Source organism: Congregibacter sp. (assembly GCF_965662665.1).
Lineage (GTDB): Bacteria > Pseudomonadota > Gammaproteobacteria > Pseudomonadales > Halieaceae > Congregibacter.
In genome coordinates this window covers 59848-76274 of record NZ_CBFIIF010000013.1, presented here as the reverse complement: position 1 = coordinate 76274, position 16427 = coordinate 59848, and the positions used below count along the sequence as shown (strand labels likewise).

The 16427-nt window shown below is 55.7% G+C and carries 15 protein-coding genes; 11 read left to right on the top strand and 4 right to left on the bottom strand.

The genetic code is table 11. The features are described 5' to 3' along the window. Positions 1-374 precede the first annotated feature (374 nt). Both ACTG39_RS07620 and ACTG39_RS07615 read right to left on the bottom strand, forming a co-directional pair. Positions 375-2054: an N-acyl-D-amino-acid deacylase family protein gene (locus tag ACTG39_RS07620; protein ID WP_439106950.1), complete on the bottom strand. Its 1680-nt coding sequence runs from the start codon at positions 2052-2054 to the stop codon at positions 375-377. A 109-nt stretch (positions 2055-2163) separates the two neighbouring features. After that, complete coding sequence (locus ACTG39_RS07615; protein ID WP_439106949.1) at positions 2164-3753, bottom strand: sensor domain-containing diguanylate cyclase; 1590 nt, start codon at positions 3751-3753, stop codon at positions 2164-2166. A gap of 296 nt (positions 3754-4049) precedes the next feature. Here ACTG39_RS07615 and ACTG39_RS07610 point away from each other — a divergent pair, with 296 nt between their 5' ends. Both ACTG39_RS07610 and ACTG39_RS07605 read left to right on the top strand, forming a co-directional pair. After that, positions 4050-4307, top strand: coding sequence for a YkgJ family cysteine cluster protein (locus ACTG39_RS07610; RefSeq protein ID WP_439106948.1), 258 nt, complete (start codon positions 4050-4052; stop codon positions 4305-4307). A 113-nt stretch (positions 4308-4420) separates the two neighbouring features. After that, on the top strand, positions 4421-5404 hold the full coding sequence (locus tag ACTG39_RS07605) for a zinc transporter ZntB (protein WP_439106947.1): 984 nt from the start codon (positions 4421-4423) through the stop codon (positions 5402-5404). A 37-nt stretch (positions 5405-5441) separates the two neighbouring features. Here ACTG39_RS07605 and ACTG39_RS07600 read toward each other — a convergent pair whose 3' ends face one another. Together ACTG39_RS07600 and ACTG39_RS07595 are read right to left on the bottom strand one after the other, a co-directional pair. Continuing rightward, positions 5442-6290: a TauD/TfdA dioxygenase family protein gene (locus tag ACTG39_RS07600; RefSeq protein ID WP_439106946.1), complete on the bottom strand. Its 849-nt coding sequence runs from the start codon at positions 6288-6290 to the stop codon at positions 5442-5444. 77 nt (positions 6291-6367) lie between these two features. After that, positions 6368-7393, bottom strand: coding sequence for a DUF3187 family protein (locus ACTG39_RS07595; RefSeq protein WP_439106945.1), 1026 nt, complete (start codon positions 7391-7393; stop codon positions 6368-6370). On the opposite strand from ACTG39_RS07595, the gene ACTG39_RS07590 reads away from it, so the two are divergent. The 9 genes from ACTG39_RS07590 (at position 7392) to xdhB (ending at position 16427) form a co-directional block, all read left to right on the top strand. Then, complete coding sequence (locus ACTG39_RS07590) at positions 7392-8261, top strand: urease accessory protein UreD (protein ID WP_439106944.1); 870 nt, start codon at positions 7392-7394, stop codon at positions 8259-8261. The genes ACTG39_RS07595 and ACTG39_RS07590 overlap by 2 nt on opposite strands. A gap of 116 nt (positions 8262-8377) precedes the next feature. Continuing rightward, positions 8378-8692, top strand: coding sequence for an urease subunit gamma (gene ureA / locus ACTG39_RS07585; protein ID WP_439106943.1), 315 nt, complete (start codon positions 8378-8380; stop codon positions 8690-8692). After that, complete coding sequence (locus ACTG39_RS07580) at positions 8689-8994, top strand: urease subunit beta (protein ID WP_439106942.1); 306 nt, start codon at positions 8689-8691, stop codon at positions 8992-8994. Before ureA ends, ACTG39_RS07580 begins: the two co-directional genes overlap by 4 nt. Continuing rightward, entirely contained in the window at positions 8994-10691 is a 1698-nt protein-coding gene (gene ureC / locus ACTG39_RS07575; protein WP_439106941.1) for an urease subunit alpha, read from the top strand. Before ACTG39_RS07580 ends, ureC begins: the two co-directional genes overlap by 1 nt. Before the next feature lie 10 nt (positions 10692-10701). Then, positions 10702-11187 (top strand): urease accessory protein UreE, encoded by a 486-nt coding sequence (gene ureE, locus ACTG39_RS07570; RefSeq protein WP_439106940.1) that lies wholly within the window; start codon positions 10702-10704, stop codon positions 11185-11187. 31 nt (positions 11188-11218) lie between these two features. Further along, on the top strand, positions 11219-11893 hold the full coding sequence (locus ACTG39_RS07565; RefSeq protein ID WP_439106939.1) for an urease accessory protein UreF: 675 nt from the start codon (positions 11219-11221) through the stop codon (positions 11891-11893). A gap of 100 nt (positions 11894-11993) precedes the next feature. After that, positions 11994-12617, top strand: coding sequence for an urease accessory protein UreG (gene ureG, locus ACTG39_RS07560; protein ID WP_439106938.1), 624 nt, complete (start codon positions 11994-11996; stop codon positions 12615-12617). Further along, positions 12614-14086, top strand: coding sequence for a xanthine dehydrogenase small subunit (gene xdhA, locus ACTG39_RS07555; protein ID WP_439106937.1), 1473 nt, complete (start codon positions 12614-12616; stop codon positions 14084-14086). The genes ureG and xdhA overlap by 4 nt, the downstream gene beginning before the upstream one ends. Continuing rightward, positions 14079-16427 carry a xanthine dehydrogenase molybdopterin binding subunit gene (xdhB, locus tag ACTG39_RS07550; RefSeq protein WP_439106936.1) on the top strand — a complete coding sequence of 783 codons (2349 nt, stop codon included), beginning with the start codon at positions 14079-14081 and terminating at the stop codon, positions 16425-16427. Before xdhA ends, xdhB begins: the two co-directional genes overlap by 8 nt.

Genomic DNA, 16427 nt, shown 5'->3' with positions numbered 1-16427 from the left:
GCCAATGGAGCACCGCGCTGGGCCATACGCTTGATCTTGTCGCAACGTGGAACGCTGGATCGCTTTGGATGGAAACGCTGGGAGATACGTTCTGGTGAGCTGTACTGCAACGATTTGCATCATCGTTATAGTTGGGAGCCTGTGAATCTGTTGCTGCCGCTGTATGGCATCAATGACTCAGCATTGCCGTACGCGCATATTACTGACAATGTGTCATCGCTTGAGGAAAAGAGGAAACGTAGAAAAGTAGAGAAGTCCCTTAATCTACCGACCCAGACCGCCACAGTCGCACACCCATGACTACGTATAATACATATTATGTTAAATATAGCAGGTGGCTGTATGAGGACGCTCGTATTCACTGCGCATTGCCTCTACTCTTCTATGGCCTTAAAGCCGGGTCCGCGTACGGCCCGTCCGGGTCTCGCGTCGGTGTGCCTTCCGTCAGAAACCACTCTCACGCCGTTTACCCAAACCTGCTCGACCCCTGTGGCATAAGCATGCGGACTTTCATAGCTTGCTTGATCCGTGATACGACCTGGGTCGAAGATCACGAGGTCTGCATAAAATCCTTCTGCTATTTTGCCGCGCTGGGGTATGCCTAGCGTTGCTGCCGGAAGCGACGTCAAACGCCTGACAGCCTCTTCCAGGGTGATCACCTGCCGCTCTCGAACATAACGACCTAGCAAACGCGCTACATTGCCATAGGTCCGAGGGTGCGCGGCTTTCTCCAGCGCTTTGCCTTCAGCTGCCGGCGCGCTGGCATCAGAGCCGAACATCATCCATGGTTGACGCATCTGCATTTCAAGGTTGTCTTCGCTCATCAAAAAATACACCGTCGCCACACGGGATCCATCTTCGATAACCAAGTCAATGATTGTGTCCAGCGGATCCTGGCCTCTGAGCTTCGCGACTTCGGCTACTGTCTTACCGGCGTATTGACGCAGTTCAGGGTTTCTAAAGCCGATCAGCAACATCCCCTGGGGTCCCGCGAGATACCCAAGATTTTCCCAGTCAAGAGCATTGGTCGCCATTTCAGCTTTGACGCGGGCACGTATCCCCGGGTTTCGCAGCCTCTCTGCCCACTTGTCATAACCACCGGCCTGTACCCATGTTGGCATTGAAGCATCCAGACCTGTGGCGCCTGCCGTGTAGTTATACATATCTGCGGTCACCTTATGGCCCGATGCTGCATAATTATTAATGCGTTCGATGGCCTCAGCCATCTTTGGCCAGTTTGGCTGCCCGCCGGACTTCAAGTGATGAATCTTGACGGGAATTCCCGCCTCCCTTCCTATGCGAAAGGTTTCGTCAATGGCTTCCATCAACATGTTTCCCTCACTGCGCATGTGGGCTGTGTATATGCCTCCATGTGCTGCCGCAACTTCAGCCAGGGCGATGAGCTCATCGGTCTCTGCATAGGTGCCAGGCGCATAAATAAGCGCAGACGTCAGCCCCAGAGCCCCTTCACGCATTGCGCGTTCAACCTGTGCTCGCATCTCCCCAAGCTCCGAACTTGAAGGGTCGACATCATCAGAGCCGATAACATTGCTGCGCACGGTGGCGGCCGATACAAAGCTTGCGAAATTCACGCTCACGCCTTTGGACTCTACAAAATCAAGGTATTCAGCTAGGGAGTCCCAGGGAAGCGCGTCAGGGGTCACATCATAGTTATGCGCAAAAGCGGTGCGCGTGGTTTCTGTGAGCGGGCTGATGGACAGTTCGCTCAGTACCTCGAACGTTATGCCCTGCAGCACATCACTCATCGCCCGACCATCTTGAATCAGCGACACATGCGCATGACTCAAAAGGTTAAAGAAACCCGGGGCTACGGCCCGGCCCGTGGCATCCACTTCTGTATGAGCTGCGCTGTCGCTGAGATCACCGACAGCGAACACTCGATCTCCGGATACACCGACGTCAGCTCGAATGGGGGGCGAGCCGCTGCCGTCGTAGACCGTCCCATTTCGGATAATCAGGTCGTAGTCCGTCCCCCATGCCACGACAGACAAACACGCGATAATTACAGCCAGCAGTAAACGAGTGATGAGCACGCCCTCTTCCGTTAAATGTCCGTATTAGTCTTGTGCACAGTGAGCGTCAACCGCGACTTACGCAAGAGGCTGCCGTGCTTGCTTTAGCGATTCAATCGCAGTGTTCGGTCTACGCTGCGCTCGCAGTGCGCTTGGATATTGCCTTATCGGTGTACATTTTCTCGTCTGCGTAAGCGAGTAACGTCTCTGGCGTTTCGCCGTCATCTGGAAAGATCGCCACACCAATGCTGACTCTGATTTGATATTCACCATGATCCAGCTGCAGAGGTTTCTGCATTCGCGCGGCAATATTCATGCTGATCATCCTGGTGTCAGGTCGTCCTGACACCTCAGAAAGAATGATTGCAAACTCGTCGCCACCTAAGCGCGCCGCAACATCGGAGCTGCGACAGGAAGCCACTAAACGCTGGCCAATAGCCACCAGAACTCTATCGCCGGAAGCATGCCCGTGCGTGTCGTTTAGGGCCTTAAATTCGTTCACGTCAATGTACACGACGCCCATGGATCGCTCGTGACGCTGAGCCCAGCTAACAGTGCGCTGAAGCGTACGGTCAAATTCTCCACGATTCACAAGTCCCGTAAGATCATCCGACGTAGCGGAGCTCTTTAGCTCCCGAAGGCGAACCCGACTGTCGGACACCTGCAGGGCAAGGAACCAGGCAACAATGGAGATCAGAGCGGCCAGAAGTATTTTTGCCGGGCGCGACAAAAACTGGTGAGAGGCCAGAATACTCGCTAACTGTGATGCCGGCACATGGGACATCACTATCCAGCCGCCCTCCTCGCCACTGCCTCCCTTTGGCACGGTCCAGGAAACCGGTCTGACTGATGGGCTTTCCCCAAGAGCGGACGGAAGAAGCACCCGGTAGCTAAACATTCCATTTGCCGTGCGAAACACGCCGTCCGTTTTCTCACCCATGCGTTGCCATTCATCGGCCAGCCTTTCGGAAAAGTTACGATCCTCCACGGCATTGATGGTGTATTCCGTCGGCCGAAACCCGTTACTCTCCATAAGCCATCGTCCCCGGAGGCTCACGATGTTCGGATTGCCACGAGCGATCTTTCCCTGATCGAACAGTCGCCCTAGCAGAGCACGCGCCTTGTAGTTAATGATTGCCACACCCACTTTGCTGCCTGTGTCGTCGAACACAGTCTTTGCAATACGAATAACCGGGTTTAAAGGCGTTTCTAGAGCACCGCGCTCTCTATTAAAGTCCAACGGGAAGACCATCACCTTGCCGGGTGGTAAATCAACGGCACGCTGAAAGTACTCCCGAGAGGCCTTACTCTGGAGTTCCTGCGGGGGAACAATGCGAGCGCCGTTGTTGGCCGCGTCAACGCGCACGATTTCCATGCCATCGAGATCGAGGTAGCGAAGCTGGGTAAAGACTGGATGGGTTCTGGAAAAGTCGAGAAGCGTTTGAGCGACACCATCAATCGGCTTGGATTCAGACAGGTTTCGTTCGATGAGTAGCACTAAGTACTGAAGGCTTGCCGTGACAGTGTATAGAGTCTGCTGGACAGCCTGCGACATCCCCACAGCAGCTTGCCGCTCTTCCTTTTCCAAAGACTCAATAACCGCCCGCCCGGCGCGTTCATCACCGTAGCGAACAATGGCGAACACCAGTACACCCAGAATGAGCAACGCCACAGGAAACGTAGCGCTGAATAAGCGCAGACGCTTACGATCTGGTAACAAGTATTGGCTTAGGCGTGTCTGCTTTAAATTGATACTGTGTCCTTCGGGCTCAGGCGAAGATTATTCTGTAAATATCACTATCCGCGAATATCACTATATATAGTTGTTATACTATTCGAATGTATCTACCCGTGGTGCTGCAGGCCACAAAACCGTGTCGGAGATTGCGTAATTTTTCGTCGCTAAACAAGTCTTTTCTAAAGGAAATTTGCATCGCCGAACTGATCTATCCCAGTTGCAAGCTTGCCTCAAACCATCGATTGTCAGTCCTTCCCCTAGGATAGAGATCATCGCCAATGAACTGTCGTGAAAACTGCGGCGCCTGTTGCATCGCGCCCTCCATTGCTTCGCCCATTCCCGGTATGCCCGAAGGGAAGCCCGCAGGAGTGCGCTGCGTAAACTTAAACCTCGATGACTATCGCTGCGCGATCTGGGGTACAGCCAGCTATCCAGCCGTTTGCGAGCGATTTGCGCCTAGCATAGATGTGTGCGGCGCTTCGCAAATAGAAGCCTTGGAACTGATTCGCGTTATGGAATTGCACACGTCTTTATAGTCCGTGCTCGATGCATCGAACGGCCCGACCCGATCCCAACGATAAACACCGGTAAGGAGAGAGCGATCGAATGCGTTATGCTGCCTTCAAAGATCGCGCCAAACGGAGTCGGCATGACGGTTAACTCTCAGCCTCCAGGCCTTATTCATGCGCTCATTCTTGACGGAGTGGGGAGCTCTAAAACCATCGATTGGGATGCCGTGCAGACCTGGACTCGCGATCAGGGAAGCCTATGGCTGCACTTTGATTTCGAAGACGAAGGTACGCAACGGTGGCTCCAGGATCACAGTGGCCTCAATGACATCGCTTATTCCGCGCTGACAAACTCCGAAACTCGTCCTCGCTCATTGAATCGCGGCGATAACCTGCTGCTGACACTGCGAGGGATCAACACGAATCCCGGAGAGGATCCTGATGATATGGTTTCCCTGCGCATCTGGACTGACGGCTCGCGCTTAATCAGCACGCGACGTCGCAATCTCTTGTCGACTAACGATGTCCTTGATGAGTTAGCCTCCGGAAACGGGCCCAAAAATACCGTAGAACTCTTAGTAGTTTGGACCGAGGCCATCACAGAGCGCATGAACGATACGATCGAGGGTTTTGAAGATAAAGTGCTGGCGATCGAAGAGCGACTGCTGGATGGAGAGTCCGCAGGCATTCGCATCGAGCTGGCTACGCTGCGCAAAAAAATTATCTCCCTGCGGCGTTACCTAGCCCCACAGCGCGAAGCAATGAACCGGCTGGGAGCGGAGAATCTCAGCTGGCTGGATGACCTCAATCGCTTGCGGCTTAGAGAGATCAATGACCGGCTTATCCGTCTGATCGAAGACATGGATGAAGTCAGGGACAGAGCGGTACTTGCGCAGGAAGAACTGGCAACCAGGATTGCCGAGCAAATGAATGCGCGGAGCTATTTGTTCACCGTGGCAGCAGTGATCTTTCTGCCCCTGGGGTTTCTTACGGGACTCATGGGGATCAATGTCGGAGGCATGCCCGGTATCGATAACGACCATGCTTTCTGGTTCGTGCTTCTGCTGTGCGCGCTGGTCGGGGTCACCCTAACGCTGATCTTCAAGATGCGACGCTGGCTTTAGGCGTGACCGCGGTCGGCCGCCGCCAACCGACCATTAATCAGAGCGCACCAGCTCCAATGGTCGTTCTATGCAACAGGCGATCGTAGCCGTCATAGCCACCCGTTGCACGGTGCAGCAAGCATCGGTTGTCCCACATGATCAACATGCCCTCTTCCCACTGATGCGTGTAGACATTTTCTTCGCGGGTCTGCCAGGCGTAAAGCTCCATGAGTAGCTCCACAGCCTCCTCATCGGACATGCCCTCAATCCCAACGATATAGCCAAGACAGCTGTACAGGGACGCACGTCCTGTCTCACTGTGACGACGTATCAGTGGATGTGACTGTACGGCCTCGGCATCGGGAGATGGACGAATATCCATACTCCGATCACCTGCTGCATCGGCTTCACCGTACATGCCATCAGGTGAGTACCCTGCCTTGGCGGAATGCGTTGCTATCAACCCCTCGATGCGCTGACGCAGCTCACTCGGGAGTGTCTCTAGCGCCTTATGCTGATTTGCAAAAAGCGTATCTCCGCCCACGGGCGGAATCGTGATGCCGTGAAGACAAGTGCCAATGGGGGGTGTCGCCTGAAAGCTCCAGTCGCTGTGCCAGGCTTCTGCGAACAGTGGGGCTTGCTCCTGGGCTCGGCGCTCTACGGCGATGACGTGCTCCCGCCCCGGAATCGGCGCGATAAACGGATCTTCGCCAAAGGGTCCAAAATAGCCCGTAAAACGTTCCAGATCATCATCGTTCATTGTTTGCTCTGGAAACGCCAGCACGTGATGTTCAAGCCAGGCGCTGCGCAGTGCCTTCACAGTTTCGTCACTGAGAGGCTGCGATAGATCCAGACCTGACACACGGGCGCCACAAGCCTGCCCGGAAGGTTCGATAGTAAAGCTCATGACGCGTTTATCCTTATTAGTCGCCTGACGCTAGAGTCTATCAGCGGATGGGACAGGCTGCCCACTGTTCCTAAGGTTCAAAAGGCGTGCGCAAGGGAAAACCGAAAGGTTACATCCGGCGCGCTTCCTACTGCGAGATCCTCAATGAATTGCGCCTCAAACGACCAGCGCTCCGCGGGTCGCCAGCGCAGACCCAGGGTTCCCCACACCGGCGTACCGTTTTCTGCAAGCACATCGGAGGCGTAGATCACATCGTGGGCGTCTATCTGCCCTAGAATTGCCAGAGAATCGCCTAGTTGCCATGCCAGGCTAAGTCCAACAAAAGGCGTGAGGGTCTCCGAGTTTTCATCAAACGCGCTATCACCCACCTCGCTGATGCCCGCCTGAAGGTGACAGCTAAGCTGCGAAAAGCCACAGTACCCGCGGCTCCAGCGGGCGCCTAAGGAGGCCCCCGCCTCCCCGCTACCGGTGAAATCTCTGGACTCACCCGTGGCAAATTTGTATTGACCGAATACAGCCAGGGCCCAATGTTCCGACGCGGCCACTTGTAGCTGTAGCGCAAGCTCTACATCACCGAGCCCGGAGCGATTCGACTGCATATCAAAACCCGAGGGGGCCGAGTAGGTAAATCGCAAACGGTCCTCGGGCTGCACGGCTCGGGGGCCATCGGGCATGCCCCAAAACGCATGCCAGTCATCGATGAGTCCATCGAGGTTTCCGCCGCTGTGACTAATGTAGGGAACATTGAGCGACGCCACGACACCCTTACCCAGCCCCAGCTGGATTCGAAAATCCTGGCGCCTTGTTTCGCCATCAAACGCAAGGGTCAGATCGTTGTTTTGCTCCAGTACCGAATGACTCGCCCAGTGCAAAGTCCAATCCGCTGTCCAGGTGCCCTGTTCAAGGGCAAACGCGCTATTCATAGCGGGTATCCCGAGGTTTGCATAGATCGGTGACAGATTTCGACTTGCCATCGGTGCGCTAAGAGACTCCGAGGACTCCCCTAAGGGTGCGCTGACCGCCAGCTCCCCAATAATCATCAGGCAACTAAAAAGTCCTGCGCTGCGCCACACACTCGGGCAATGCGGTAAGGTAGTCATCATGCTCTCAGCACCTATCAATCTCGCGCCGGAGTCTAGCAAGACTCTGCGACATTGGCGCGCTCGACTGGACCTTTCCTTAAGAGAAAGCGATGGACGAACATGCTTTGATCACTGTTCTCATGAAGGGCCTCTGCGCGTACAGCGCTTGTTCTATCCGGAGCCCGGAGGTAAAGCGCATTGCTACCTTTTGCATCCCCCTGGCGGCGTTGTTTTGGGTGATGAGCTACAGATAAACGTCAGCGTTCGAAGCGGCGAGGCCCTGCTAACGACCCCAGCTGCAGGTCGCTTTTACACGGTAGATGACCACAAGGAGGTCCAGCGGCAAACCGTCAACCTGAAAGTAGAATCCGGCGTTTTGGAGTGGCTACCGCAAGAGACAATCCTCTTTAACGGCGTAAACGCACACCTGGATACGCGCATAGAGCTTGGCGCCTCGTCAGAGCTGGCCTTTTGGGATGTCGTTGTTTTGGGTCGCCCCGCCTGCGGCGAGGTTTTTACCGAAGGTCGACTGAAGCAGACTCTGGAGGTGCACCGTGAAGGGCACCCCCTGCTCATCGAACGTCTGGCATTAGCGGCCGGCGATCGACTGAGCCAATCGCGCATGGGCATGCAAGATCAAAGCACCATTGGCATTATGGTACTCACCGGCGCCCCGGGGGCGAAGATCGTCGATCAGTGGCTGGCAAGCGTTAACAGCTCCCCCAACAATGGACAGTTTACCGTGACGCAACGCGCAGGACTTATGATCGCACGCTACCTCGGTGATGATGCAATGCGCTGCCGGCAAGGTTTTGCGCAACTCTGGTGTGCGAGCTCGGAGGACCTGCGCGGCCAGGCTCCAGCGACGCCCCGTATCTGGCATACATGATGCTGGCTGACGTGCTGATTATATTGGTTGAATCAACTGTAAACGGGCGTGTTTCGCTTGCTGTGCATAAAACCTGTGCCTATGCTCGGGCACAGAGATATCGTTAAGGAATTGGGATGGAACTGAGCCCTCGAGAGAAAGATAAGCTACTGCTATTTACCGCCGCTCTGCTCGCCGAGCGCCGTCGAGACCGCGGGGTAAAGTTGAACTACCCGGAAGCGCAGGCGCTGATTAGCGCGGCGATTCTTGAAGGCGCGCGAGATGGCAGGACCGTTGCTGAGCTAATGAGCTTCGGACGCACCATTTTGACGCGCGATGAGGTAATGGAAGGCGTCGCGGAAATGATTCACGAGGTTCAGGTAGAGGCTACGTTTCCCGATGGGACCAAGCTCGTTACTGTCCATGACCCCATCGGGGGAAACCCATTATGACCCCGGGTGAAATGATTACCGTCGAGGGTGAAATCAGTCTCAATGATGGCCGAGAGTGTTGCAGTCTCGTGGTCGTGAACAGCGGAGATCGCCCCATTCAGGTGGGCTCTCATTATCATTTTGCAGAGACTAATCCCGCGCTGAACTTTGACCGCGATGCAGCGCGGGGCTTCCGCCTGAACATCGCCGCTGGCACCGCCGTACGCTTCGAACCTGGACAAAAGCGAGAGGTCGAGTTGGTGGCTCTTGCAGGGGATCGCAAGGTCTATGGATTCCGCGGCGACGTGATGGGAGATCTCTGATGCGCAAAATCAGTCGCAGTGATTACGCGAGTATGTTTGGCCCCACCACCGGCGACCGGGTGCGACTCGCAGATTCTGAGTTGTTCATAGAAGTTGAAGCCGATCACACGATCTACGGCGAAGAAGTGAAGTTTGGTGGTGGCAAGGTTATTCGCGACGGCATGGGGCAGTCCCAGGTGAGTTGTGCTGAATCCCCCGATACGGTCATTACCAATGCACTGATTTTGGATCACTGGGGGATTGTCAAAGCTGACATTGCGATCAGCAATGGCCGTGTTAGCGGCGTAGGAAAAGCCGGCAACCCGGATATCCAGTCCGGCGTGGACTTTCCTATTGGGCCTGGCACCGAAATCATCGCCGGCGAGGGACAGATTCTTACGGCAGGCGGCATCGACGCACACATTCATTTTATTTGTCCCCAACAGATTGAAGAGGCGCTGATGAGCGGCGTCACGACAATGATTGGCGGTGGCACAGGGCCTGCTACCGGGACCAATGCAACAACTTGCACGCCTGGTCCCTGGCACATTGGCATGATGCTGCAAAGCGCGGAGTCCTTCCCCATGAACCTCGGTTTTCTGGGTAAGGGTAATGCGAGCCTTCCCATAGCGCTCGAGGAACAACTTCGCGCGGGAGCCTTGGGCCTGAAACTTCACGAAGACTGGGGAACCACTCCCGCCTCCATCGATAACTGTTTAAGCGTCGCTGAGCGCTTTGACGTACAGGTTGCGATTCATACCGATACGCTCAATGAATCGGGTTTTGTCGAGGACACCATCGCAGCTTTTAAGGGTAGAACCATTCACACCTACCACACCGAAGGTGCGGGTGGGGGGCATGCCCCGGACATCATCAAAGCTTGTGGCCTGCCCAACGTACTCCCCTCCTCCACCAATCCGACCCGGCCCTACACCATCAATACGGTGGACGAGCACCTGGATATGCTCATGGTTTGTCACCACCTGGATCCTTCGATTCCGGAAGATGTTGCCTTTGCCGATTCGCGTATTCGCAAAGAAACCATTGCGGCAGAGGACATCCTGCATGATCTGGGAGCATTTTCGATTATCTCTTCGGACTCCCAGGCTATGGGTCGCGTGGGTGAAGTCATCTGTCGCACATGGCAAACCGCCAGCAAGATGAAGTCCCAGCGTGGGGCGCTTGGTTCGGGAGCTGCAGATAACTTTCGCGCCAAGCGCTACATCGCCAAATACACGATTAACCCCGCGGTAGCGCACGGCATCGCCCACGAGGTGGGGTCGGTGGAGACTGGAAAGCTCGCAGACCTCTGCCTCTGGAAACCGGCTTTTTTCGGTGTAAAGCCTTCACTCATCATCAAAGGCGGAGCGATTGCGGCGGCGCCCATGGGTGATCCCAACGCATCTATTCCCACGCCGCAGCCAGTGCATTATCGGCCGATGTTTGGCGCCTTTGGCAAAGCCTGTCATGCCACGAGCGTAAGCTTTGTGAGCGCGGCCTCCCTCGACGCGGGCATTGGTGAGTCCCTGGGACTGGATCGCAGGCTTGTGGCCGTAAAGAACTGCCGCAGCGTTACCAAAGCGGATATGCGTTTAAACGACTATCAACCGGTAATGGAAGTGGACCCCCAAACCTATGAAGTCCGCGCCGATGGTGAGCTTCTCACCTGCGAGCCCGCGACGGTGCTGCCCATGGCGCAGCGCTACTTCCTTTTCTGAGGTCAGCACCATGGATGAACTTATGCTCGAGGCCTATCAGCATGCCACTGCCTTTGACGGCACCTGGCAGGATGAGGTGCATCTGGTTTTTTCGGAACGGGAAAAGTCACGCTATCGCACAAGGACGGAAAACGGTCAGGACCTGGGATGGTTTCTGCCCCGGGGGATCGTTCTGGATGACGGAGATGCGCTGCTTTGCAACAGCGAGGAGATTATTTTGATACGCGCGGCCAGAGAAACGCTCACAGAAGCCTACACCGACGATCCCCACTTACTATTACGAGCTGCCTATCACTTGGGCAATCGTCACGTCAGTTTGCAAATACTACCGGGGGCGCTGCGCTTTCCCCGGGATCATGTATTGGAAGAGATGCTCAAAGGCTTGGGGCTACAGGTGCGTGCTATTGACGACGCCTTCACCCCGGAGTCTGGTGCTTACGCCGGCGTGACCCATAGTCATGATGCAGCACACGGCCATTCCCACTCTCACGGCTAAGCACAACAGCAGGAATTTATCAGCAGACATCATGGCGCACAGTTCCCCTCACCAATCGCAACTGCACCTATTGCATTTATCCAGTCCTGCGCTGCCCATCGGTGCTTACGCCTACTCTCAGGGTCTGGAATATGCGATCGAAGCACAGTGGCTCGAGGGTGATGCGCTCACAAGCTGGCTCAAAGACGGACTGATGCTGGGCATAGCGCAGCTGGATCTGCCCGTCCTGCTGCGCTCGCTTCATGCCATTCAATGTGGGAACACAGAGGCGCTGAATCTTTGGAATAATCGCTTGCTCGCCAGCCGCGAAACCGAAGAGTTACTTTTGGAGGATCAGCAAGTCGGCGCTGCACTTTGGCGTCTACTGAATACACTGAACACCCCGAACATGCCTTCACTAACCCAGCGTCCAGCTTATGCCGTGGCCTTTGCTATAGCTTGTCATTGTTGGAAAATTGACGCGGGGAGCGCATTACAGGGGTTTGCCTACAGCTGGCTCGAGAACCAAGTGACAGCGGCAACGAAGCTTGTACCTTTAGGACAAAGCGCTGCACAAACGATGCTAGTGGAGTTGCTCGCTGATGTTCCTGTCGCCTGTGAACATGCCCGATCGGTCGAGGACTGTGACATTGGTCTGAGCTTACCGGGCCTGGCGATGGCTTCCTGCCGTCATGAGCGACAGCACACGCGGCTATTTAGGTCATGATCAACAAGCTATTTAGAAATGATCAACAAACTATTTAGGAAATGATCAACAAGCTTCGCCCGTGAAATATTGGATAGACATGACAAAAGGATTTTGAAGGATGAGTAAACCTGCGCTGCGTGTAGGCATAGGCGGCCCCGTAGGGTCTGGCAAGACTGCGCTGGTGCGCCTGTTATGCCAGCATCTGCGAGATCGCTATAGCATTGGCGTTATTACCAACGACATCTACACCCGGGAGGACGCAGAGTTCCTGCTGCGTCACGAGGCCCTCGAGGGCGAGCGAATAATGGGCGTCGAAACCGGGGGCTGCCCACACACGGCTATCCGCGAGGATGCTTCCATGAACTTAGCGGCGGTTGACGAACTTCAAGGCCGTTTCACCGACCTCGATGTACTGTTTATTGAGAGCGGCGGAGACAATCTGGCGGCCACATTCAGCCCGGAACTTTCAGACCTTACGCTGTATGTCATTGACGTATCAGCGGGCGATAAGATCCCACGCAAAGGTGGTCCGGGGATTACAAAATCGGACCTACTGATCATTAACAAGATCGATCTCGCCCCTCTGGTGGGCGCCGATCTCGATGTCATGGATCGGGATGCTCGAACCATGCGCGGAGAACGACCCTTTGAATTCACCAATCTGAAAAACGAGCATGGACTACAGACTGTGATCGAGTTTATCGAAAAACAGGGCATGCTCGACGAGAGTGCTGATACGTGATCCGGTTTTTACACCAGCAGCGGGAAGTGGCACTGGAGGACGTCAGTGCGGATACGAGCATCCTTGACTATCTGCGGGAGCATCGCGGCCTTACGGGCACAAAAGAAGGCTGCGCATCAGGCGACTGTGGCGCCTGTACCGTGGTTGTCGCAAAGGCCGATGATGCCGGGCTAAGTTATTCGCCGGTCAACGCCTGTATTGCGCCTCTGGGAAGCCTCCATGGCAGCCAGCTTATCAGTGTAGAGGACCTTAAGGACGGAGAGACCTGGCACCCCGTTCAGCGGGCTATGATCGAATGCCATGCGTCGCAATGCGGTTTCTGTACACCGGGCTTTGTGATGTCACTTTTCGCTCTGTATCACTCAAGTAATGACTGCAATCGTGAGGAGATACTCGAGGCCCTGGGCGGAAATTTGTGTCGCTGCACCGGGTACCGACCAATCATTACCGCCGCTGAGCAAGCTTTGAGTGGGAGTCGTCATGACCAGTTTTCTCGCAGCGCTCAGGCGACCTTAGATCAACTCCGCGCCCTGCTCGATATAGAAAGTGAATCTGCTGCGCTTGAGTCCAGGCACAGTCACTACTTTCGTCCCCGGGATGCAGCGCAGGTCGCGAGTCTCTTAGCGGAACACCCCAGAGCTCGCCTTGTGGCGGGAGCCACGGATTTATTTTTAGAGAGCACCCAGGCGCTTACCCCCCTGCCTGTGCTCATTGATCTTTGCTCGGTGACCGAGCTGGCCGAGACTAATGTGGATAGTGAAGGTATGCGTTTTGGGGCAGCGGTAACGCACCGGGCCGCGCAAGACATCGTACTTGGCGATTATCCGGAACTCGCCGAGCTCATCGAGCGCTTTGGCTCCCTGCAGATACGTTCTCAGGGAACTATCGCCGGCAATATTGCGAACGCTTCGCCCATCGGTGACTGGCCTCCAGTGTTTCTGGCCTTGGGCGGTAGCCTTCAACTGCAGTCCAGCGCCCGCTCACGAGACCTTGCCATAGATGAGTTTTTTCTCGACTACCGCAAAACTGCACAGCAGCCCGACGAATTTATCCGCGCGGTAATGCTGCCAAGGCGTAAAGATGCCTTATTCCTGCGCGCCTATAAGATCAGCAAACGCTTTGAGGATGACATTTCTTCCGTGTGCGCAGTATTTGCACTCGAGCTTGATGGCGATCATGTCATAGCAGCCAAAGCCGCTTTTGGTGGCATGGCAGCAGTGCCTAAACGCGCACGCGCTGTAGAGGCAGCGCTTGCCGGCATGAATCTCAGACACGACAGTATCAACGAAGCAGCGCTTTCCCTGCAGGACGACTTTCAACCGATCGATGATGCGCGTGCATCCGCCGCCTACCGATTGACCGTCAGCGCCCGCCTTCTCCAGCGTCTGCAGGAGGAGTTTCGCGGGAGCACAGCCACGCGCGTACATGCCTTGAGCGATGCACACGTGAGGGCCACTAAACATGTCTAAGTACAAGACCAGCGCAATGCCCCAAGCGGCTAGGCCTAGCGGTGCGGTCGGGCAAGGGATTGTGCACGAGAGTGCGGCAAAACATGTCTCGGGCGAGGCGGTTTACATCGACGACATGATGGCGCCTGCGGGAACACTGCATGCCTATGTGGGCCTATCTACGATTGCCCACGGCGTAGTCTCTTCGATGTCGCTGGCGGCGGTACGTAAGGCGCCCGGCGTCGTCGATGTCATCACTCGCGACGATGTCCCCGGTGTTATCGATATCGGCCCGGTGTTTCCCGGCGATCCCCTGCTGGTCGGCTTGGATAACACGGTAGAGTTTCACGGTCAGGTTTTGTTTGCCGTAGCGGCCACCAGTTACGCCGCAGCGCGCCGCGCGGTGCAACTCGCCAAGATTGAATACACTCACCTCCCCGCGTGCCTGAGTATTGAAGAGGGCCTCGAAGCCGAGAGCTTTGTGCGACCGCCCCATTACCAGCGACGGGGTGACGTAAAGCAGGGTCTCGCTTCGGCGCCGCGACGCCTGCAGGGCGAGCTGCAGATAGGCGGGCAGGAGCAAATGTATCTCGAGGGGCAGGCTTCCCTCTGCGTACCGGACGAAGACGGCGGCATGCTGGTCTACTCGTCAACGCAAAATCCCACCGAGGGCCAGAAGTTGGTCGCGGAAGTACTCGGGGTGGACTTACACAAAGTCACCGTTGACACCCGGCGTATGGGTGGCGCTTTTGGTGGAAAAGAAACCCACGCGAATCAATGGGCCTGCCTTGCTGCCATTTTGGCGCGACGCACGGGACGTGCGGTAAAACTCCGCTTAGCGCGGGGAGACGATATGCGCGCTACGGGTAAGCGACATCACTTTCTCAGCCGTTTCGACGTTGGGTTCAACGATCTAGGACAGATTCAGGCTCTGGACCTTATGCTTGCCGGGGGCTGCGGTATGTCACCGGACCTGTCCGATGCCATCGTCGATAGGGCGATGTTTCACAGTGATAACGCCTATTACCTGCCAGATGTCGCGATTGCGGGGCATAGAGTCAAAACAAATACTGTTTCAAACACCGCCTTTCGTGGCTTTGGCGGCCCCCAGGGTATGGTCGCCATCGAAGACATCATTGATGCAATTGCCCGCTCGACCGCTATGGACCCTTTGGACGTGCGCAAGGCCAACCTCTACAGCATCGAAGAGCAAAGAAACGTCACCCACTATGGGCAAACTATCGAGCAAAACGTATTGCCCATGCTCATCGATCGACTGGAGGAAACATCCGACTACCGCGCGCGGCGCGAATCGATTCGCGCATTTAATGCCGAAAATACGGTGCTCAAAAAGGGCCTCGCACTCACGCCCGTTAAGTTCGGCATTTCTTTCACAGTGCAGCACCTTAATCAGGCGGGCGCGCTACTACATGTGTTTACCGATGGCAGTATTCAGCTCAATCACGGCGGCACGGAAATGGGTCAGGGCCTGTACACAAAGGTTGCACAGGTCGTCGCCGAGGAGCTACAGGTCGACATCGCCCACATTCGATGTACCGCCACGCGCACGGACAAAGTGCCTAACACCTCCCCTACTGCGGCGTCTTCCGGCAGCGACATCAACGGCATGGCCGCACTGGACGCGGCCAAAAAGATACGTGCGCGCCTTACGCAGTTTGCCTGCGAGCACTTCAAGGTCAGCGAGGACGCAGTGGTGTTTTCGCCAAATCAGATAAGCGTTGGCGATCAGATGTTCAGTTTTGCGGATTTTGTAAACCTCGCCTATCACCAGCGTATTTCACTCTCGGCTACGGGTTTTTATCGTACGCCCAAGATTCATTACGATCGCGAAACGGCATCGGGCCGGCCTTTTTATTATTTCGCAAACGGTGCGTCTGTTTCCGAGGTCACCATAGACACCCTCAGCGGCGAATACCGCGTGGAACGCGTGGATATCTGCCACGACGTGGGTAACTCCCTAAACCCCGCCATCGACATCGGCCAGATCGAAGGGGGCTTTATTCAGGGTATGGGCTGGCTAACGAGCGAAGAGCTCGCCTGGGATAACGAAGGCCGACTCACTACCGTGGGGCCGGCGACCTACAAAATACCCGCTATCGGTGATACGCCCCCGATATTTCATGTGGAGTTATTGCCCGATAGCCCTAACGCCGAGGCCACGATTTTCCGTTCCAAAGCCGTAGGTGAACCGCCCCTTATGCTTGCCATCTCGGTGTGGTCGGCGATACGTGACGCTGTCGCCAGCATCGCCGACTATCGTCTTCATCCGGCACTGGATACTCCTGCCACACCGGAGCGAGTGCTAATGGCCTGCGAAGCCCTGCGCAGAGAGGCGCATTAA